Origin of the sequence: uncultured Winogradskyella sp. (assembly GCF_947498005.1) — a bacterium.
Taxonomy (GTDB): domain Bacteria; phylum Bacteroidota; class Bacteroidia; order Flavobacteriales; family Flavobacteriaceae; genus Winogradskyella.
This window is the reverse complement of sequence record NZ_CANMIW010000010.1, coordinates 14,035-32,860: the sequence shown is the minus strand read 5'-3', so window position 1 is coordinate 32,860 and position 18,826 is coordinate 14,035. Positions and strand designations below refer to the sequence as shown.

Annotated in this window: 20 protein-coding genes; 11 read left to right on the top strand and 9 right to left on the bottom strand. The window is 32.0% G+C overall.

Features of this window, described 5'->3' with window-relative positions:
• Entirely contained in the window at positions 1–873 is an 873-nt protein-coding gene (gene prmC, locus Q0891_RS15665) for a peptide chain release factor N(5)-glutamine methyltransferase (protein WP_299103163.1), read from the bottom strand.
• Between the two features lie 3 nt (positions 874–876).
• Positions 877–1,368, bottom strand: coding sequence for a GNAT family N-acetyltransferase (locus Q0891_RS15660; protein ID WP_299103161.1), 492 nt, complete (start codon positions 1,366–1,368; stop codon positions 877–879).
• Positions 1,369–1,417: 49 nt separating this feature from the next.
• Here Q0891_RS15660 and Q0891_RS15655 point away from each other — a divergent pair, with 49 nt between their 5' ends.
• Genes Q0891_RS15655 through Q0891_RS15640 form a run of 4 tightly spaced genes read left to right on the top strand, consistent with a single transcriptional unit; the run spans position 1,418 to position 4,426 of the window.
• Positions 1,418–1,876 carry an LEA type 2 family protein gene (locus Q0891_RS15655; RefSeq protein WP_299103159.1) on the top strand — a complete coding sequence of 153 codons (459 nt, stop codon included), beginning with the start codon at positions 1,418–1,420 and terminating at the stop codon, positions 1,874–1,876.
• On the top strand, positions 1,877–2,974 hold the full coding sequence (ribD, locus tag Q0891_RS15650; protein ID WP_299103157.1) for a bifunctional diaminohydroxyphosphoribosylaminopyrimidine deaminase/5-amino-6-(5-phosphoribosylamino)uracil reductase RibD: 1,098 nt from the start codon (positions 1,877–1,879) through the stop codon (positions 2,972–2,974).
• Positions 2,961–3,578, top strand: coding sequence for an HAD family phosphatase (locus Q0891_RS15645; protein WP_299103155.1), 618 nt, complete (start codon positions 2,961–2,963; stop codon positions 3,576–3,578). The genes ribD and Q0891_RS15645 overlap by 14 nt, the downstream gene beginning before the upstream one ends.
• Positions 3,575–4,426, top strand: coding sequence for a DMT family transporter (locus tag Q0891_RS15640; RefSeq protein WP_299103153.1), 852 nt, complete (start codon positions 3,575–3,577; stop codon positions 4,424–4,426). The genes Q0891_RS15645 and Q0891_RS15640 overlap by 4 nt, the downstream gene beginning before the upstream one ends.
• Before the next feature lie 33 nt (positions 4,427–4,459).
• Here the strand turns inward: Q0891_RS15640 and Q0891_RS15635 are convergent, their stop codons facing one another.
• Entirely contained in the window at positions 4,460–6,043 is a 1,584-nt protein-coding gene (locus Q0891_RS15635; RefSeq protein ID WP_299103151.1) for an aryl-sulfate sulfotransferase, read from the bottom strand.
• 221 nt (positions 6,044–6,264) lie between these two features.
• Here Q0891_RS15635 and Q0891_RS15630 point away from each other — a divergent pair, with 221 nt between their 5' ends.
• The gene (locus Q0891_RS15630; protein WP_299103149.1) at positions 6,265–6,873 is read left to right on the top strand and encodes a YigZ family protein; all 609 of its coding nucleotides are present in this window, start codon (positions 6,265–6,267) and stop codon (positions 6,871–6,873) included.
• On the opposite strand, the gene Q0891_RS15625 is transcribed toward Q0891_RS15630, so the two are convergent.
• Positions 6,868–7,275 carry a thioesterase family protein gene (locus Q0891_RS15625; protein WP_299103147.1) on the bottom strand — a complete coding sequence of 136 codons (408 nt, stop codon included), beginning with the start codon at positions 7,273–7,275 and terminating at the stop codon, positions 6,868–6,870. The genes Q0891_RS15630 and Q0891_RS15625 overlap by 6 nt on opposite strands.
• 200 nt (positions 7,276–7,475) lie before the next feature.
• On the opposite strand from Q0891_RS15625, the gene dnaA reads away from it, so the two are divergent.
• The 4 genes from dnaA (at position 7,476) to Q0891_RS15605 (ending at position 11,576) form a co-directional block, all read left to right on the top strand.
• On the top strand, positions 7,476–8,903 hold the full coding sequence (gene dnaA / locus Q0891_RS15620; protein WP_299103145.1) for a chromosomal replication initiator protein DnaA: 1,428 nt from the start codon (positions 7,476–7,478) through the stop codon (positions 8,901–8,903).
• A 12-nt stretch (positions 8,904–8,915) separates the two neighbouring features.
• Positions 8,916–9,371, top strand: a complete 456-nt coding sequence (locus tag Q0891_RS15615; protein ID WP_299103143.1) for a low molecular weight protein-tyrosine-phosphatase — start codon at positions 8,916–8,918, stop codon at positions 9,369–9,371.
• 64 nt (positions 9,372–9,435) lie between these two features.
• Positions 9,436–10,860: a PQQ-dependent sugar dehydrogenase gene (locus tag Q0891_RS15610; RefSeq protein ID WP_299103141.1), complete on the top strand. Its 1,425-nt coding sequence runs from the start codon at positions 9,436–9,438 to the stop codon at positions 10,858–10,860.
• Positions 10,860–11,576, top strand: a complete 717-nt coding sequence (locus tag Q0891_RS15605) for an SAM-dependent methyltransferase (RefSeq protein ID WP_299103139.1) — start codon at positions 10,860–10,862, stop codon at positions 11,574–11,576. Before Q0891_RS15610 ends, Q0891_RS15605 begins: the two co-directional genes overlap by 1 nt.
• 11 nt (positions 11,577–11,587) lie before the next feature.
• Here the strand turns inward: Q0891_RS15605 and Q0891_RS15600 are convergent, their stop codons facing one another.
• The 5 genes from Q0891_RS15600 to dapF form a co-directional block, all read right to left on the bottom strand.
• Complete coding sequence (locus tag Q0891_RS15600; RefSeq protein WP_299103137.1) at positions 11,588–12,244, bottom strand: peptidoglycan-binding protein LysM; 657 nt, start codon at positions 12,242–12,244, stop codon at positions 11,588–11,590.
• 117 nt (positions 12,245–12,361) lie between these two features.
• Positions 12,362–13,264 carry a DUF2279 domain-containing protein gene (locus Q0891_RS15595; RefSeq protein WP_299103135.1) on the bottom strand — a complete coding sequence of 301 codons (903 nt, stop codon included), beginning with the start codon at positions 13,262–13,264 and terminating at the stop codon, positions 12,362–12,364.
• Positions 13,265–13,270: 6 nt separating this feature from the next.
• Positions 13,271–14,314, bottom strand: coding sequence for an endolytic transglycosylase MltG (mltG, locus tag Q0891_RS15590; protein ID WP_299103133.1), 1,044 nt, complete (start codon positions 14,312–14,314; stop codon positions 13,271–13,273).
• Between the two features lie 2 nt (positions 14,315–14,316).
• On the bottom strand, positions 14,317–14,841 hold the full coding sequence (locus tag Q0891_RS15585; RefSeq protein ID WP_299103132.1) for a GNAT family N-acetyltransferase: 525 nt from the start codon (positions 14,839–14,841) through the stop codon (positions 14,317–14,319).
• Positions 14,835–15,614, bottom strand: a complete 780-nt coding sequence (gene dapF / locus Q0891_RS15580; protein ID WP_299103130.1) for a diaminopimelate epimerase — start codon at positions 15,612–15,614, stop codon at positions 14,835–14,837. The genes Q0891_RS15585 and dapF overlap by 7 nt, the downstream gene beginning before the upstream one ends.
• A gap of 158 nt (positions 15,615–15,772) precedes the next feature.
• Between dapF and Q0891_RS15575 the strand changes: the two genes are divergently transcribed.
• Both Q0891_RS15575 and Q0891_RS15570 read left to right on the top strand, forming a co-directional pair.
• Positions 15,773–17,182, top strand: coding sequence for a trypsin-like peptidase domain-containing protein (locus tag Q0891_RS15575; RefSeq protein WP_299103128.1), 1,410 nt, complete (start codon positions 15,773–15,775; stop codon positions 17,180–17,182).
• Positions 17,183–17,331: 149 nt separating this feature from the next.
• A complete protein-coding gene (locus Q0891_RS15570; protein WP_299103126.1) occupies positions 17,332–18,780 on the top strand; it encodes a glyceraldehyde-3-phosphate dehydrogenase in 1,449 nt (482 codons plus the stop codon).
• Positions 18,781–18,826: the final 46 nt, after the last annotated feature.

The following is an 18,826-nucleotide window of genomic DNA, read 5'->3' as shown; positions in this document are numbered from 1 at the left end:
CTAAACCTTTTTACCCTTCAACATTCTATTATTTCCATTTAAGTCTTTCAATAACTTAACAGCTTCAAAATTAGTGTTGGTTAGTAAAGCCTTCGTTTCTTCTCCAAGATATTGATTAATTTCAAAATACAATTGTCCTTTTGATTTTAAGATTTTTTCCGCGAATGCTGTTATGGCTTTATAAAATAGTAACGGATTATCATCTTCTACAAACAATGCTAAATGCGGTTCATTGTTTAAAACATTGGGTTTAATTTCTTGTTTTTCTAGGTTTCTTACGTATGGTGGATTAGAAACAATAATATCAAATTTAGATGCCGCATCAAGTGCGGAATGACAAGTCTCATTTAAAATACTGGCTTCAATAAAATGGACATCAACCTTATTTAATTCAGAATTTTGCTTTGCTATCTTTAAAGCCTCAGGACTTACGTCTAGTGCATAAACTTCGGCATTCGGTAAGTTTTTAGCTAAAGAAATGGCTATACAACCAGAACCTGTACCAATATCTAAGATTCTTAATGACTTGTCCACTGAACTCGATGCGACAGAACGGATAATCAAATCCACCAACTCTTCTGTTTCAGGTCGTGGAATCAATACATTTTCATTCACTTTAAACGGTAATCCAAAAAATTCGGTTTCGCCTAATAAATACTGAATTGGTTTTTGTTGTTTTAAATGTTCTAAGGCTTTAAAAAACGTTTCTGTTGCAGGTTTTGTGATGGCTAATTCTGGTTCTAACGTTAATTGAATTCTTGCTGTATTCAAATAATGCTCTGTGCACAAATAGAAAAAACTATTCACTTCATGCTGACCATAAATTGCATCTAATTCGATATGAAATATACTCTGAAGTTCTTTTAAAACCATAACCTACAAATCTTTTAGCATCCAAACCGTACACGAGTAATGACCAGTGTTTCCTAGTGGTTTATCAATGGATTTAAAACCTACTTTTCTGTATAATTTACGCGCATCATCCATATAAGGCAAGGTTTCTAAATAGCATTGTGCAAAACCAGCTTCCTTGGCAAAATCAAGACATTTTTGCATCATTTCTGAGCCTAAACCTTTACCTCTAGCTTCTGGCATAAAGTACATTTTTTGTAATTCGCAGATGTTACCTTCGTAATTATCTAATGGCGAAATTCCGGCACCACCAATAATGTCATTACCAGATTCTACTACAAAATACGCTTTCTTTGGTGCGTCGTACGTTTCCCTCATACAATCTAAGGCCGAATCTTCATAGGCTGTACCCACTTTTGGCACACCCATTTCTATTAAAACATTACGAATCGTCTTCGCAATTTTAGGATTATCCTTAGCTTCAATTTCTCGAATAACAATAGTATCTTTACGCACTAATTAATTAGGTTTTAGCAATTTCAAAAATACGTATAAAAACAATTTTATGTTTAAAAGACTCTTAATGTTTTCCTTAACTTTTACACTACTTTTCAACTGTTCTGTAACGGAAAAACCAGAATTTGTAAAGCTAGATAACATAAAAGTTGTTGATTCTAATTCTAAAAGAATTACACTCAGTGCAGATGCTTTTTTCTTGAATAAAAATGATGTTGGTGGTACACTAAAAACGGATGATCTTAAAGTCTATATTAATGATACAGAAGTTGCCACAATTATTTCTGATGAATTTGATGTGCCACGAAAAAAGGATTTTACAATCCCTTTAACGGTTACTGTAGAAACAGAAAAACTTATTGATAAAAATAGTTTAGGTGGTTTATTAGGAAGTTTAATTAGCCAAAGCCTAAAAGTGCATTATAAAGGCGACATTAAATATAAAATTATGGGTTATTCGTCTACGTATACAGTTGATGAAATCCAAGATGTAAAAATTAAACTTTAATTGACTACGCACGAAACTTATATAAAACGCTGTTTGCAAATTGCCAAAAATGGATTAGGAATTACAAGACCTAACCCAATGGTTGGTGCCGTAATTGTTTATAACGACCAAATTATTGCTGAAGGATTCACTAGCACTTATGGTGGCAATCATGCTGAAGTTAATGCCATAAATGCCGTAAAAGACCAATCGCTTTTAGCGAAAAGTACCATTTACGTCACGCTAGAACCTTGCAGCCATTTTGGAAAAACACCACCTTGCAGCGATTTAATTGTGAGACACAACATTCCAAATGTGGTTATTGGTTGTATTGATGATAATCCTGAAGTTGCCGGAAAAGGCATTGTAAAACTAAGAGCATCTGGCTGCCATGTAACGGTTGGTGTTTTGGAAGCCGAATGCAAAGCACATCACAAGCGATTTTTTACATTTCACAATAAAAAGCGACCTTATATTATATTAAAGTGGGCAGAAACGGCTGATGATTTTATTGCACCTTTAAAAAAGGACGAGCAAAAACCAGTTTGGATAACCAACCAGTACTCACGCCAATTAGTCCATAAATGGCGCTCAGAAGAACAAGCCATTTTAGTGGGAACCAATACAGTTGTAGCAGACAATCCGAGTTTAACGGTTAGAGATTGGTCTGGCGAAAACCCAATTAGAGTGGTATTGGATAAAGATTTAAAATTAAATTCTGACTACTCCATTTTGAATGATGAATCTGATAATATAATTTTTCATGGAGAAAATAACACTCTTCCTGTCATAGACACTAACCAAACAAGTTGGTCAATTCATCCACCACTGAATAATAGTATTAGTGCTTCATATATAAAAATTGATTGGAATTTAAAAAAATCAATTGCCAAACAAATATGTGATGGATTATTTAAGTTTCAAATAAATTCTATAATTATAGAAGGAGGTTCTCAAACGCTTCAAACATTTATAGATGAAAATCTTTGGGATGAAGCCAGAGTTTTTATCGGGAAAATCGAATTTAAATCTGGTATTAAAGCGCCACAATTTAGCGGAAATTTAATTTCCGAAAACACTATTGAAAATGATACTTTAAAAATATATGCAAAAGATTAAGACTTTAATTTTCGATTTTGGCGATGTATTTATCAACCTTGACAAACAAGGTGCCATGCAACATGCTTTAGATTTATTCAATTTAGAGACCTTTGAATCTGATATGATTGAAATTAACGAATTATATGAAGTAGGAAAGATTACGACTTCTGAATTTATAGCATTTTACAAATCGAAATTTCCAAATATTAATGAAGTAGAACTTATTAAGGCTTGGAATTGTATCATTAAAGACTTCCCAAAGCATCGCTTAGAGTTTATTAAAAATTTAGCACTTCAAAAAGAATACAAACTCATACTACTGAGTAATACAAATGATATGCATATTGATTATGTAAAGGAAACGGTTCCGTTTTTTGAAGAATTTAAGTCGTGTTTTGATGTCTTTTATTTATCTCAGCAAATTCATTTTAGAAAACCAAATAAAGATATTTTTGAATACGTGTTAAATGAAAATAAGCTTAACGCTAATGAATGTCTGTTTATAGATGACACTAAAGACAATACTGATACAGTAGACCAAATGGGATTTCATACTTGGAATATTGATGAAACCAAAGAAGATGTAGTCACTCTTTTTGAAACTAAAAAAGCACTCTTTTGATATATTTACTTCTCAGTATTCTATCATCAACTGGAATATTTGTTTTATTTAAACTATATAGCAAGCATAAGGTTAATACGCTCCAAGCTATAATTGTAAACTATATTACAGCCTGCATAGCTGGCTTATTCTTTTACGATGGTAAAGTTATTATTTCTCAAATTGTAGGTGCAAGCTGGTTTTATGGAGCACTTGGTTTAGGTTTTTTATTTATAGCTATATTTAATGTCATGGCATTGACAGCACAGAAAAACGGCCTTTCTGTAGCTTCAGTTGCCAGTAAAATGAGTGTTATAATTCCTATCCTTTTTGGTATTTATGTATATAACGAAAGTATTGGTGCTCAAAAAATCATTGGTATAGTATTAGCGTTATTTGCTGTTTATCTAACCTCTATTAAACCAAAAGACAACACTGTATTGAAGCCATCAATATTTCTACCAGTCATGCTATTCTTTGGTTCTGGAATTATAGATACATCAGTTAATCATTTTGCTCCTGACGATAATATTCCTTTATTTTCAGCTACGATTTTTGGTATCGCTGCAACTATTGGATTAGTAATTTTAAGTTACAAAGCTATAAAAGAAAAAAATCGTTTCGAATTAAAAAGTATACCTTTTGGTATTACTCTCGGTATCGTTAATTATGCTTCAATTTATTTTTTATTAAAAGCCTTACGTGTAGATGGCTATGAAAGCTCGACTGTATTTACTATTAATAATGTGATTATAGTAGCAATCTCTACGTTAATAGGTTTGTTATTCTTCAAAGAACATATTTCAAACAAAAACTGGATTGGAATAGTTATCGCTATCGTATCAATTGTATTAGTTACATTAACGTAATCAAATTTTTAGTAACTAAAATCAATGATAACCTTAATTCTTTGTAATTTTAAAAATCACGGATTTCTCATCTTCAAAAAGTCCAATAAGATATAAACCTATTCGTAAACTTTCAAGGTTTACAAAATCAGAGTTAGCTTTGTTTAGCACAACTTTTCCTGATATATCGTAAACTTTAATTTCATCGATTTGTTTTGTGAAATTTAAAATAGTTTTTGTGGGATTAGGATATACATTTAAATTCACATAGTAAGAATCATCGTCAGATAACATATTAACACAATTAGCTGAAATAGAGTTTACATCTTCAATAATCCCGGTGTTATTAAAAGTTAATCCATTAAAACCAATATAATTTTCAGAATATCTGGTCACTCTAAAAGCTTCATTTACACCTGGCTGTGAGAATTGATTATAATTAGAATTATTACCTGCAGGAATAATATAAACCCATATTACATTACCCATATTATCTACCTCTGTAATTCTTCCTTTGCCAGATTCGTTAATTAAAGCATTACCATTAGACATAAATTGCACGCCAGATTTTTTGCCCTCATGCATAACAGTACTCATTATTACTCCATCCCAAGACCAAAAATAATCTTCAGGTAAATATTTACCCGAATTTAAAGTGTAGACGCCTTCGGTATGGTTTTGATCGATAATATGAATAGATGATGCAGCAAAATCACTACCGTAACCAGCGTTATTAAATACAGAAATTTTACCTTGATTAGGTCCTTCAGTAATCCATTTTACATCGTGCTGACCATTTAATTTACGGTCTGCGACTATACCGTTGTCATAAACTTCTGGGTTTCCCCATCTCCAAAGTATATCGCCTCCTTTACCATAAATTCCACCATCATGTTTTCCTGCCTCGATAGTTGTAGTACTGTGATCAATTATATAAATTTCGTTTAAATTTCTTGCTGAAAATACAATTTGATCTAATTCTTCATTATAATTTATAGCATTTACGTGCATGAAATTTGATTGATTTCCATAATTAAGATCAAATAATTGTGGATTATTTGCAACAACACCATAATTATCTTTAGAACTATCGAAATCTTGAATTAAATGATCAAAAGCCTTCCATTCCCAGACAAGGTTTGCAGAATTACTGCCTAATGGCTCAATTTCTATTATTCGTTCAAGCTGAAAATCATCATCAGGAAAGGAAACATCTAACCCATGACCTACCATTTCACTTTTAGAGTAAACATCTCTCACTAATACTAAAAAATTACCATTAGATAATGGAGCAATATCATGATGAGTTACAAAACCAAGATCGCTATAAGAAATACTCCAAACTATATTATTATCCCAATCTCTAATTTCTGCATTAGTTCCATTACTCAATAATAAATTCCCATTTTCTAAAAAATATGATCTGCTCACTCCATCTCCTGTGGCATCCCATTGATTAACAACCTCTCCACAGTTATTAATTAAAAACACTCTATTATCATTTGTAGGCTTAATTAATGTATAGCCCTCTGATTTGGTTTTATTAAAATCATTATAAACTAAGCCAATCGTTTCTTGATCTTGAGCCATAATAACATTAAAAGACAGTAAGAAGAATAGTATATTTATTTTCACCATTGATATTTAAAATTTAAAACGAAAAATATAAGTAAATTTATAGAACATTATAAACTTTACTTATTAAAAAATGTATTCTATCCAATAATCTAATTGCTAATAAAATTAATCGTCATAGAAAGCCCTCTTCACATCGATAAAATTGAATATTATTATATTATAACGATTATATAATAAGTGTATTGGTATTTTTGTCGAAGCGATATTAACTATCTTACAGAATGACAGAGGAAGATTTATACCAAACAATTTTAGAGCCTGCAGAAGGCGAAATATTCAAAGATAAAAATAGTAAGTTCATTGGTTTTGCGTTTCCGGTAGATAACGAAGACCAAATAAAACAACACCTTGAGGACGTAAAAAAAACACATTATTCTGCAAGACATTGGTGCTACGCCTACCAGATAGGAGCCGAGTCTAAACAATATAGAGCGAACGATGATGGCGAACCTAGTAATTCTGCAGGTATGCCTATTTATGGACAAATACAATCATTTGAAGTAACCAACATTCTAATAATTGTAGTTAGATATTATGGTGGCGTAAAATTGGGAGTTGGTGGTTTAATAAATGCTTACAGAACAGGCGCACAATTAGCTTTAGAAGCTTCAAAAATTGTAGAACGAACAATTAATAAAGAATTTCAACTCATTTTTGAATACAAAAACATGAGCAAGGTGATGAGATTAATCAAAGAGAATGAAGTCGAAATCAAAAAACAAACGTTAGAATTAAATTGTATGTTAGAAATATCTGTCAGAAAAAGTAACGGTTCTAAAGTTTTTGAATTATTTGATCAATTTTACGGTATTGAAATCAAAGAATTATAACGAATAATTTTGCAGTTGGTCTAAAAGATATTTTGGACAACGTGTTGGTCTATTTCGCTTCGTGTCAATAAAAGCCAAAATTGTACTTCCTGTTGCTAATAAAATGTTAGACTGATTTCGTAATTCATATTCAAATTCAATAGAAGCCGTTGGCATTTTTTTAAGTGTAGTTTTTACTTTAAGAACATCATCATAACGTGCTGAATTTTTGTAGTTTACAGAAAGTGATACTACAGGTAACATTATCCCATCCGCTTCCATTGCACTATAACTTAAGCCAAATTCACGTAACCACTCGGTTCTTCCTACTTCAAAGTATACCGCGTAATTGGCGTGGTATACAACGCCCATTTGGTCTGTCTCACCATATCGCACTCTTATTTCTGTTTCATTAAAGTTCATTTATGTAAATTTGTTTAGGATTTATTTCGTAATTTTAAATTCGTTTTAAACATGAGGAAAAATTTCTAAATATTCAAAATATTTTAATTTTTTTATTAAGAATTTTGTTCACATATTTGCCTTGTTCAAAAACTACTAGAGAATCCTAATTCTCTTTTTTTTTGCTAATATAACTAACAACAAATAACTTAACTTAACGCATGGAGAACACAGCGCAATCTGTATGGAGTAATTGTCTTGCTTTTATTAAAGACAATATTCAACCACAAGCCTACAAAACTTGGTTTGAACCTATAGATGCTGTTAAACTCTCTGGAAATGCATTGAGTATACAAGTGCCAAGTAAATTCTTCTATGAATGGTTAGAAGAGCATTACGTTAAGATTTTAAAAGTTTCGCTTACTAAGGAGTTAGGAGAAGATGCCAAATTGGTTTACGTTATTAAAATGGAAAACACTTATGGTAATAAGCAACCTTTCACTGAAAAAATTCCAAGTTCAAATAGATCTGCTGTAAAATCGCAAGATGTCGATGTGCCTTTTAATAATAAAAGCCCTGAACTTAGAAACCCATTTATCATTCCGGGAATAAGAAATGTTAAGATTGAGTCTCAATTAAACCCAAGTTATAGTTTTGAAAACTTCCTTGAAGGCGACTCAAACCGTTTAGCTAGAAATGCAGGTATTGCAGTAGCAAATAAACCAGGAGGAACTTCATTCAATCCATTATTGATTTTTGGAGGTGTCGGTTTAGGCAAAACACACTTAGCCCATGCCATTGGTGTTGATATCAAAGATAAATATCCTGAGAAAACTGTATTGTATATTTCTGCAGAGAAGTTTACACAGCAGTATATTGATTCTGTGAAGAAAAATAATAGAAATGACTTTATTCACTTCTATCAAATTATAGATGTTTTAATTATTGATGACGTACAATTCTTATCTGGTAAAACAGGTACGCAAGATGTATTCTTTCATATATTTAATCACTTACACCAAAACGGAAAGCAAGTTATTTTAACAAGTGACAAAGCGCCTGTAGATATGCAAGATATTGAGCAACGCTTATTATCTCGTTTTAAATGGGGACTTTCTGCCGAATTACAAACTCCAGATTTTGAAACTAGAGTTTCCATTTTAAAGAATAAGCTTTATAGAGATGGCGTTGAAATGCCAGATGATATTGTAGAATATGTTGCAAAACATATTAAAACCAATGTAAGAGAGCTAGAAGGTGCTATTATTTCTTTAATTGCTCAGTCTTCATTCAACAAAAAGGAAATTACTATAAATCTTGCAAAAGACATCGTAGAGAAGTTTGTTAAGAACACTAAGCGTGAAGTCTCTATAGATTACATTCAGAAAGTAGTTTCAGATTATTTTCAGATGGATGTTAATACACTACAATCTAAAACACGTAAGCGTCATATTGTACAAGCACGTCAGTTAGCTATGTTTTTTGCCAAAAAATACACTAAAGCGTCTTTAGCTAGTATTGGTTCTCAAATTGGACAACGTGATCATGCTACAGTTCTGCATGCTTGTAAAACCGTTGATAATTTATCATCAACTGATAAGCAATTTAGAAAATACGTTGAGGATTTGTCTAAAAAGTTAGCTCTTTAATTACCTTTTATTATGACTCGTATTTTAATGGTATGCTTGGGGAATATTTGCCGTTTACCTTTAGCACACGGAATTATGCAGTCTAAACTTCCTGAAGACCATTTTTATGTTGATTCTGCTGGTACAGCTGCCTACCACGTTGGCAATAAACCAGACGAACGCTCTATTGCTGTAGCCAAAAAACATGGATTAGATATAAGTACACAAACCGCTAGACAATTTACGGTTGCTGATTTTGATACGTTTGATTATATCTACGCTATGGACTCTTCAAATTATGAAGACATTATTAGGCTTGCGAGAAATAATAATGATATCGAAAAAGTAATGTTGTTTTTAGAAGCTAATACCTCAATTCAAAATAAAAATATGCCAGATCCTTATTATGGCGAAAAAGATGGTTTTGAATATGTATACAATCTTGTACATGAAACCTGCGACATCTTAATAAAAACAATAAACGACTAATCGTAATTTTACTATAACTAAGCTCGTTTTTTTTGTAAATTAGTAGCTAAAACCATTAATAATTATGCTGAAGTCTGCTATTACTCTGTTTGTTTTTGCTTTTTTTACCTTACAGTTTTCACACGCCCAAGACATAGATTTAGAGCTATTTGCTTCAAATTTTAATAGACCTGTAAACATTAAACATGCTGGTGACGACAAACTTTACGTTGTAGAACAAGATGGGTTTATTAAAATAGTTAATTCTGATGGCTCCATAGAAAGTACTGCTTTCTTAGATATTGACAATCTTGTTATTGATAGCGGTAACGAAAGAGGCTTGTTAGGCTTGGCTTTTCATCCAGACTACGAGACCAATGGTTACTTCTTTGTATATTATATAGACAATTCTGGAGATTCTGTAATTTCTAGATTTACTAGAGATGCTACAAATCCGTTGTTAGCAGATGCTGGTTCGGAGTTTAATATTATTTCCTTTTATCAGCCCTACAGTAATCATAATGGTGGTGATTTAGCTTTCGGACCAGATGGCTTTTTATACATTGCTTCTGGCGATGGTGGTGCTTCTGGTGACCCTCAAAATAACTCACAAGACACAACAAATTTTTTAGGTAAAATTTTGAGGTTAGATATCAATTCAGTCACATCAATACATAATTATAGTATTCCTGCAGACAACCCATTTGTAGGCAACCCAAGTGTTAATGGAGAAATTTGGGCTTACGGATTAAGAAACCCATGGAAATTTTCTTTTGATAGCTTAAACGGAGACATCTGGATAGCAGATGTTGGACAAAATGCATACGAAGAAATTAACCACACTACGGCTGCAGATGCCGCTGCCGGATTAAATTATGGATGGCGTTGCTACGAAGGTAATTCAATATTTAATTCTGACGATTGCTCCGCAGCTAGTACTTATACTTACCCTATTGGTGGCTATCACCATTTTGACGATGGAGAATCTAAGTGCTCTATAACAGGTGGTTATGTATATAGAGGAACAGCATATTCTAGTTTTGATGGTTTATACTTCTTTGCTGATTACTGTAGTCAAGAAATAGGTTTCTTAACTTATGATGAAACCAATGACGTTTGGAATAGAAACTTACAAGATTTTAATGGTAATTGGAGTGCTTTTGGTGAAGATTTAAATGGAGAATTATATATTTCAGATTTAACATCTGGAAATATTTATAAATTAACGGATACGACGTTAAGTTTAAATCAAAATTCAATTTCTTCAATTTCCGTTTATCCTAATCCATCTAATAATATTGTGAATATAAATTTTGGCACAAATTTAGCAAATGAATTATCATCTGTTATACATATATTTGACCTACAAGGAAAAGTAATGAAAACTGTTGCTCAAAGTACAACTAGTATTCAGCAAATTAATATATCCGAATTGTCAGTTGGGATTTACCTATTAAAAATAACAGACGAAAACGGAGCACAATCCATTCATAAACTGGTTAAAAATTAATGAGCATCACAAAAGGAACATTATACCTCATACCAACACGATTAGGAGATAATCCACCATTAGAGGTTTTACCGATTTCAATCAAAAAGATAATCGAAGATTTAGACTATTATATAGTTGAAAATGAAAAAACTGCAAGACGATTTATTAAACGTGTTTCTCCCGGAAAATCTCAACCTTCATTAAAATTACAAGTACTAAATAAATATACCACTGAAGCTGAACGCAACACTTATCTTAATAGTTGTTTAGAGGGAAATTCTATTGGTTTATTATCTGAAGCTGGCTGCCCTGCAATCGCAGATCCTGGTGCTGATATTGTAAGTTTAGCCCATCAAATGGATATAAAAGTTGTTCCACTTGTTGGTCCATCATCTATCATTTTAGCGCTAATGGCATCTGGTATGAATGGCCAGAGTTTCACATTCAATGGCTATTTACCTATTGATAAAAGCGAGAGAAAAGCTAAGTTAAAGTCTTTAGAACGGTTATCTTCTGAACATAACCAAGCTCAAATATTCATTGAGACACCTTATAGAAACATGAAAATACTCGAAGATTTATCACATACATTACAACCTAATACAAGAATTTGTGTGGCTTGTGATTTAACATTACCAACCGAGTATATTAGAACGAAAACTGCGAAAGATTGGAAACATAACAAAGAAGACCTCCACAAGAGACCTGCAATATTTATTATCCAAAAAGACTAATGACTAAATAATTATAAGGTAACTCTAGCTTTTTTATCTGGTGTGATCATTGAAGTATCATAACCAGAGAATCTTTTCATGTAAGTTTTAACCGTTGCTCCATAAGCGTCAGAACTATTGGTACCTCCATAACTACGCAAGTATTTCTTAACACTTCCAGGACCTGCTAAGTGCGCAGCTGCTAAAATACCAGATTCGGTAATTTCTATCCCTCCAATAAATTTACCTTCAAAACGCTTTATATCTTTTCGAAGCACCCATTTATTTCTTTCTGCGTTTGCAACAAAGGCCTTTTCTTGTAACTCAGGGTTATATAAAAATTGGTTTGGTGTATATATACCTAACAACTTTAAAGTTTCTTCACCAAACTGATACTTTCCTAAATAACCCAAAGTATTTACCGTAAAATAATTTCCCCTTGATTCTTTAAATGCTAATGCCTCTTTAAAACCATCAAATGATTTACCTAAATGTGGTGTAAACATATTATACTTCACTGAAGTCTCTTTAGGCAACATGGCTAAATCTTCAGAAATGTTATAGTTAAGTTCTAAACCTTCAGTAGAATAAGCTTCAAGGTTAAGTGTAGTATCTGGATACAATGATATTGCTAAGAGCAAACAAATTGAAAACGGTAATAAAAAATTCTTAATGTTACTTTTAATCATAACAGCTAAATTTAATTAGTAAAATAATTTCCCCAATTACGTTACCAAATTCGCGTGCAAATATACGACTATTTTGTAATTACTGAAAATCAGCCGCTTAAGTGTTAAAATTTTAACTTAAAAGTATATAAAATGCCACTTTGAACGACCATCGTCACTCAACTCCAATGCAGGAAAAGGAACTTTTACAACGTTAAAAACGCTAAAAACAGTTTTTAAGACGTTAGAATTGGTCTTAATTTTGGTTAAATCAACATCTAAACTAAAGTAAAATTGACGTCTTCTATTTTGATTTGTAAAGTTTAAATCCGAGGACTCACCAGTTAACATACCTTCTGCACCATAGCCAAATGCAAAATTTAACCAGTTAGGAATCGTTTCTGTTTTTAAAAACGAATTAATATTAGCACTCAACCAATAGGTTTGTCCATTATAATCTTTTAAAAATTCTTCAGTTAATCCATTACCTAATTTGTTTGGTCTTTGTATTGCAAATTGCGTTCTGTGAAAAGAATATTTTAAAATAATACGTTGTTCTTTCCAAAGTAACTCTTGGCCAACGTATAAACCTGTTCCTGCTGTATTTGCTGCCATGTCTGTCCAAGAAAATCCCCATTCTTCTGAAAAACCATCTAAAACTTCAACTGCGGTTAAAAACCCTAAGCCAATTGTAGAACCATAGATTAATTGATTTCTTTCACTAACTCCAGCCCATTCTAAAGAATTTGCTCCTACCCTACCTAATTGATACGATGAAAAAGCATGTCCCATTTTGTCCATCTGTAACCATTCTCCACTATCATTTAAAGTTTTAAAACTAGAACGCGGATAATCTGCGTACCACAATTGATTGAGACCAATTAGTGTAGCAGAAGCTAAAACGGATTCTGAAATGACAACTGTATTGCGTCGTGATTTATTTAAAGTATCACTAGGCTTTAAAAATGCATTGAACTTAGATTGCGAAAAAACAGAATAACTAACCAAAAAGAATAATACAAAATGGCAGTATAAACGCATTTGACTTTATTTATTAATACCTTGAGATGACAAATATTGATGATACTCGCGTGCATTATTATTGTGCTGACCTAAAGTTTTAGCAAACTTATGATAGCCAATTCGTTTTGCATCTGCCGCAAAATATAAATAGCCGTGCTTCTCAGGATTTAAAACCGCTTTTACAGCAGATAAATCTGGCATAGCGATAAGTCCAGGTGGCAAACCTGAATACTTGTATGTATTATAAGGCGATTCAATTTCTTTATGAATATTTAAAACTCGTCTAATAATTGTGTTCTTATACTTTGGTAATTGATAAGCTGCAAACTTTAAAGTTGGGTCTGCTTGTAAAGCCATTTTAATTCTCAACCTATTGAGATAAACTCCTGCAACTCTAGGTTGCTCATTGGCTTGCTTAGATTCTTCATGCACAATTGAAGCTAAAGTAATGACCTCATTAGGCGTTAAATTCAGCTTTTTGGCTTTTGCTTTTCTATCTGCTGTCCAGAAACGGTTATATTCTTTTAGCATCCTTTCTCTAAATGTTTCTGCAGATGTATTCCAGAAAAATTCATAGCTGTTTGGCAAATACATTCCTAAAGCAGTTGCTTTATTAAATCCATTTTTTCTTAAAAATGCTTCATCTGTCATCGCATTAATAAGGGATAAACTATCAGCTTCAATTTGTGTACTAATTCTTCCTGCCAAATCTGCTAAATTATGCTGATTATTAAACGCAATTTTTATTGGAAGATTTTTACTTCTTATCGAATTAATAATATCATTATTATTCATTCCTTTATTAATAGCAAAACGACCAGCTTTAATATTTGTAATGTATTGCTTCTGTTTGGCTAAAGCATCAAAGGCATCAATATCCTCCAAAAGTGGCTCTAACTGTGAACGTACTTCTGCATACTTTGCATCTGTTGGTACTTCTATATAAGCAGTTTCATTATTGAATTTTGTATTAGGTGCAAACATGGCATTATATACATAGTAGGCAAATGCACCACAAATTACCAAGCCAATAAGAGCTACTGCCCAAAGAATTTTTTTAATATACATAGTTAGTTGTTAATTCGTTGTAATACATATTCATTAGAGTAAGTTTTTCCATCAAAACTCCAATCTTTTTTTAATCCTATTTTCTTAAACCCATTCGTTTCAAAAAGCTTTAAACTCGCTAAATTATTTTCTGAAATATTAGCATAAACTTGGTGTAAATGTAATGTTGAAAAACAGTAGTTAACTAATAAGTTTAATGCTTCCTTACCATAACCTAAATTTCTATTTTCTTTATCTTGAATTAATATTCCGATACCAGCACGTTTGTTTTTTATATCAAAATCAAACACATCAATTAATCCTATTGTTTCTTTTTGAACATTACATATTGCTAATCTCAGTTGCTTGGCTTCGAAAATATCTTGCTGAGCATTTTCTAAATATTGCTTAATTAAAAATCTAGAATATGGTGTTTGTGTATCACTTAAATACCACAAGTTTGTGTCATTTTCTATTTCGTATACAAACTCTAAATCTTCGGGCTCTAAAGCTCTTAAATATATTTGATTTCCTGTTAAGCTTACCATGTCATTTCGCCTTTAAACACTTGTTCTGCAGGACCAATTAGCCAAATATTAGAATAGCCACTATCATCAAAATTAAACATTACATTTAAGGAACCACCTTGTGTCTTCAGTTTAACCTTCTCATTTAATGTTTTACCTGTTTTGTGCATAGCTATCGCAACAGCTGTAACGCCTGTACCACAAGATAGGGTTTCATCTTCTACACCTCTCTCGTATGTTCTTACAGCGAAATTATCATCAGAAATTTGCTCTACAAAATTCACATTACTACCAGCTTCATTATATGGTGCACCATATCTTATCTTAGCACCTTTTGATTTTACTTCAAAATTAGAAATATTAGAAACCATTTCTACATGATGTGGCGAACCTGTATCTAAAAACTGATGATCTTTAAATGATTCTATTTTAGAGACGTCTTGCATTTGTAAATGAACAATACCATTATCAACTTTTGCACTATGAAGACCATCAATAGCAATAAATTCAGTTTCATTTTCTATAATACCTAGAAACTTTGCGAAAGCTACAATGCAACGACCACCATTTCCGCACATACTACTTTCGTTACCATCTGCGTTATAATACACCATTTTAAAATCTGTATTATCATCGTTTTCTAAAAGTATAAATCCGTCTGCACCTACACCAAAACGTCTATCGCAGATTTCAGCAATACGCTTAGTATTAGATTTATCTATTGTATTTAAGCGGTTATCTACGATTACAAAATCGTTACCTGTACCTTGATATTTGTAAAATGTCATATTCATAATTGTAGGCAAATATAAGAATAATACACATTAAAATCAGTTGTTAAACACGCGTTAAAATTCACGTTAAAAAGTCGTTAAATCGAAAAATGAAATCAATAAATTTCTAAATTTAATCGTTAGTTAAAATGAATAGTAATACTTAAATCTAAAAAAACATGAAGAAGATTCTAACATTAGTCTTTGTTTCGGCATTAGGAGGCCTTTTAACCTTAGGTGGTTACAAATTATTTGTTGAAAAAGATTCTAAACCCTTAATGGTAGAAACCACAGCTGATACTCCAGTCTTTGTACCAGCATCAAATTACAATAACGTAAATAATAATAGTGCAAATACTCCAAATTTTATTGAGTCTGCAGAAAAATCATTGGATGCCGTAGTCCATGTAAAAAATACATCTATCGTTAGTGCACCAACATCGATGCAAGATTTATTTTTTGGTCGTCAGTCTCAAAGAGCACAAGTTGGTACAGGTAGTGGTGTAATAATTTCGCCAACAGGTTATATTGTTACCAATAACCATGTAATTAAAAATGCAAACGAAATTAGCATTACCTTAAATAATAACAAAGCATATATGGCTGAGTTGATAGGTACGGATGAATCTACTGATATCGCTTTATTAAAAATTGAAACTGATGAAGACCTTCCGTTTATGGCTTTTGGAGATTCTGATAATGCAAAAGTTGGTGAATGGGTTTTAGCCGTTGGCAATCCTTTTAACCTAACTTCTACGGTTACAGCCGGAATTATAAGTGCAAAATCAAGAGATTTATCTGGAAACCATTCACAGTCGTTTATACAAACTGATGCAGCTGTAAATCCTGGAAATTCAGGAGGAGCTTTAGTTAATACAAATGGTGATTTAATTGGCATTAATACAGCTATTTCATCTCGTACAGGTTCTTACATTGGGTATTCTTTTGCTGTGCCAAGTAATATTGCACGCAAAATTGTAAATGACATTATGGAATATGGAAATGTACAAAACGGTATTCTAGGTGTTGTTGGTGGTGCATTAAATAGTAAAGCTGCTGAAGAATTAGGAACAACAACTACAGAAGGTTTTTACGTTAGCGATGTACAAGAAGATACAGGAGCAGAAAAAGCAGGTATACAATCTGGCGATATAATCAATAAAATAGACAACGTTAAAATTAATAAGTTTTCGGATTTATCTGGTTATTTAAAAACCAAAAGTCCTGATGACGTGGTAAATGTAACCTTATTGAGAGATGGTGAAGAAGAAACACTTCCTGTTACTTTATTAAAACCATCGACTTATAATCTACAGAATATAGGAATGATTAAAAATGCATCAAAAAAAGAACTTAAAAAATACAATACTGAATATGGAGTAAAGATTTCACGTTTTGATGACAATTATAAACCTTATTGGAATAAAAACGGTATTGAGGAAGGTTCTATCATCACTAAAATTAACGGAACAGAACTTTACACAATTGATGATGCAAAAAGTGCTATAACTTCTAAGCATATCAATGAAGCGCTTCAGCTAGAAGTGATAAATAAAAACGGAGAGAAAGTGGTCTATCATTTTAGATAATGAGACATTAAATTTAGGTTAAATGAACCCTTCAAAGTAATTTTCTTTGAAGGGTTTTTATTTTCGTTAAAATGTGCTACGAAAACGTTTGAAATATAGTACTTTCGCAAAAAATATAAACTAATAATTTATTCTCTAAACAAAAAAATATGAGTTTTAATGCCACTTACGAAAAGGAATTGGCTTTTCAAGCTGATCGTCGCAGAGCAACAGTAGAATTTATAAAAATCATCAGTGACTTATGGTATGATAAGTCTATTGAATTAGTTCTATTTAGAAATCAATTAATTGATAGAAATGTAAGCGAAATTTTGAATCTGCATGAATATGCTGGTGAATTTGTACAAAAACCAATTTCTATTTTTGATTCTGTTGAAATTGCACAAGCCATTAATGCTTTAAACTTCCCTCCTGCCAAATTAGATATTGGTAAGTTAACTTATGAGTTTCATATGGAAGACCAAAAATATAGCAATGCTACTGCTTTTGTAGCGGCTAAACTTGGTAACTCAAAACAAAATAAACCTATTGAACCAAAGAATGTTGTTCTTTATGGTTTTGGCAGAATTGGTCGTTTGGTAGCACGTGAATTAATGACACGCACAGGAAAAGGCACACAATTAAGGTTAAGAGCTATTGTAACTAGAGGAGAAATTAACGAAACTGTTTTAGAAAAGCGTGCTTCATTATTAAGAAATGATTCAGTTCATGGAGATTTCTCTGGTATGGTAAGTATTGATGTAAAAAATTCTGCATTAATAATTAATGGAACTACAGTGAAAATAATCTCTGCAAATAAGCCTGAAGATATTGATTATACAAAGTATGGTATAAAAAATGCTTTAATTATAGATAATACTGGCGCTTTTAGAGATAAAGAAGCATTAAGCAGACACCTCAAAGCCAAAGGTGTAGATAAAGTTTTATTAACTGCACCAGGAAAAGGCATTCCTAATATTGTTCATGGTGTAAACCACAAGGAAAACGATCCTGATAAAGTAAAAATATTCTCAGCCGCATCTTGTACAACAAATGCAATTACGCCAATTTTAAAAGCAGTAGAAGATTCTTTCGGTATTAAAACTGGTCATTTAGAAACCATTCATGCATATACCAACGATCAGAATCTTGTGGATAATTTTCATGGTAAATACAGACGAGGACGCGCTGCTGCTCTTAATATGGTAATTACTGAAACTGGCGCAGGAAAAGCGGTTAGCAAAGCATTACCATCGTTAGAAGGAAAATTAACATCTAACGCTATTAGAGTACCAGTGCCTAATGGATCTTTAGCAATTCTTAGTTTAGAATTAAAAAATGAAACTTCAGTGGAAAGCATGAATACCATCATGAAAAAATATGCGCTAGAAGGTGATTTGGTAGAACAAATTAAATTTGAGATGAGTGATGAGCTTGTGTCTAGTGACATTGTTGGTAGTTCTGCACCTTCAATTTATGATAGTAAAGCAACAATTGTAAGAAAAGATGGTAAAAATGCCATCTTATATATATGGTATGATAATGAGTATGGCTACAGTCATCAAGTTATTAGATTAGCAAAGTATATTTCTAAAGTAAGACGCTATGCTTATTATTAGAATAATTGAAAAAGGAAAAAAAGAAAAAATCTTGTCAGCTGGCAAG

Excerpts from the sequence above, each read along its gene's own strand:
- Q0891_RS15635 (WP_299103151.1), bottom strand. The coding sequence starts at position 6,043 with ATGGTGAAAATAAATATACTATTCTTCTTACTGTCTTTTAATGTTATT.
- dapF (WP_299103130.1), bottom strand. The coding sequence starts at position 15,614 with ATGAATATGACATTTTACAAATATCAAGGTACAGGTAACGATTTTGTA.
- Q0891_RS15655 (WP_299103159.1), top strand. The coding sequence starts at position 1,418 with ATGTTTAAAAGACTCTTAATGTTTTCCTTAACTTTTACACTACTTTTC.
- Q0891_RS15575 (WP_299103128.1), top strand. The coding sequence starts at position 15,773 with ATGAAGAAGATTCTAACATTAGTCTTTGTTTCGGCATTAGGAGGCCTT.
- Q0891_RS15630 (WP_299103149.1), top strand. The coding sequence starts at position 6,265 with ATGACAGAGGAAGATTTATACCAAACAATTTTAGAGCCTGCAGAAGGC.
- Q0891_RS15625 (WP_299103147.1), bottom strand. The coding sequence starts at position 7,275 with ATGAACTTTAATGAAACAGAAATAAGAGTGCGATATGGTGAGACAGAC.
- dnaA (WP_299103145.1), top strand. The coding sequence starts at position 7,476 with ATGGAGAACACAGCGCAATCTGTATGGAGTAATTGTCTTGCTTTTATT.
- mltG (WP_299103133.1), bottom strand. The coding sequence starts at position 14,314 with ATGTATATTAAAAAAATTCTTTGGGCAGTAGCTCTTATTGGCTTGGTA.
- Q0891_RS15610 (WP_299103141.1), top strand. The coding sequence starts at position 9,436 with ATGCTGAAGTCTGCTATTACTCTGTTTGTTTTTGCTTTTTTTACCTTA.
- Q0891_RS15570 (WP_299103126.1), top strand. The coding sequence starts at position 17,332 with ATGAGTTTTAATGCCACTTACGAAAAGGAATTGGCTTTTCAAGCTGAT.
- Q0891_RS15600 (WP_299103137.1), bottom strand. The coding sequence starts at position 12,244 with ATGATTAAAAGTAACATTAAGAATTTTTTATTACCGTTTTCAATTTGT.
- Q0891_RS15615 (WP_299103143.1), top strand. The coding sequence starts at position 8,916 with ATGACTCGTATTTTAATGGTATGCTTGGGGAATATTTGCCGTTTACCT.
- Q0891_RS15605 (WP_299103139.1), top strand. The coding sequence starts at position 10,860 with ATGAGCATCACAAAAGGAACATTATACCTCATACCAACACGATTAGGA.
- prmC (WP_299103163.1), bottom strand. The coding sequence starts at position 873 with ATGGTTTTAAAAGAACTTCAGAGTATATTTCATATCGAATTAGATGCA.
- Q0891_RS15595 (WP_299103135.1), bottom strand. The coding sequence starts at position 13,264 with ATGCGTTTATACTGCCATTTTGTATTATTCTTTTTGGTTAGTTATTCT.
- Q0891_RS15645 (WP_299103155.1), top strand. The coding sequence starts at position 2,961 with ATGCAAAAGATTAAGACTTTAATTTTCGATTTTGGCGATGTATTTATC.
- Q0891_RS15585 (WP_299103132.1), bottom strand. The coding sequence starts at position 14,841 with ATGGTAAGCTTAACAGGAAATCAAATATATTTAAGAGCTTTAGAGCCC.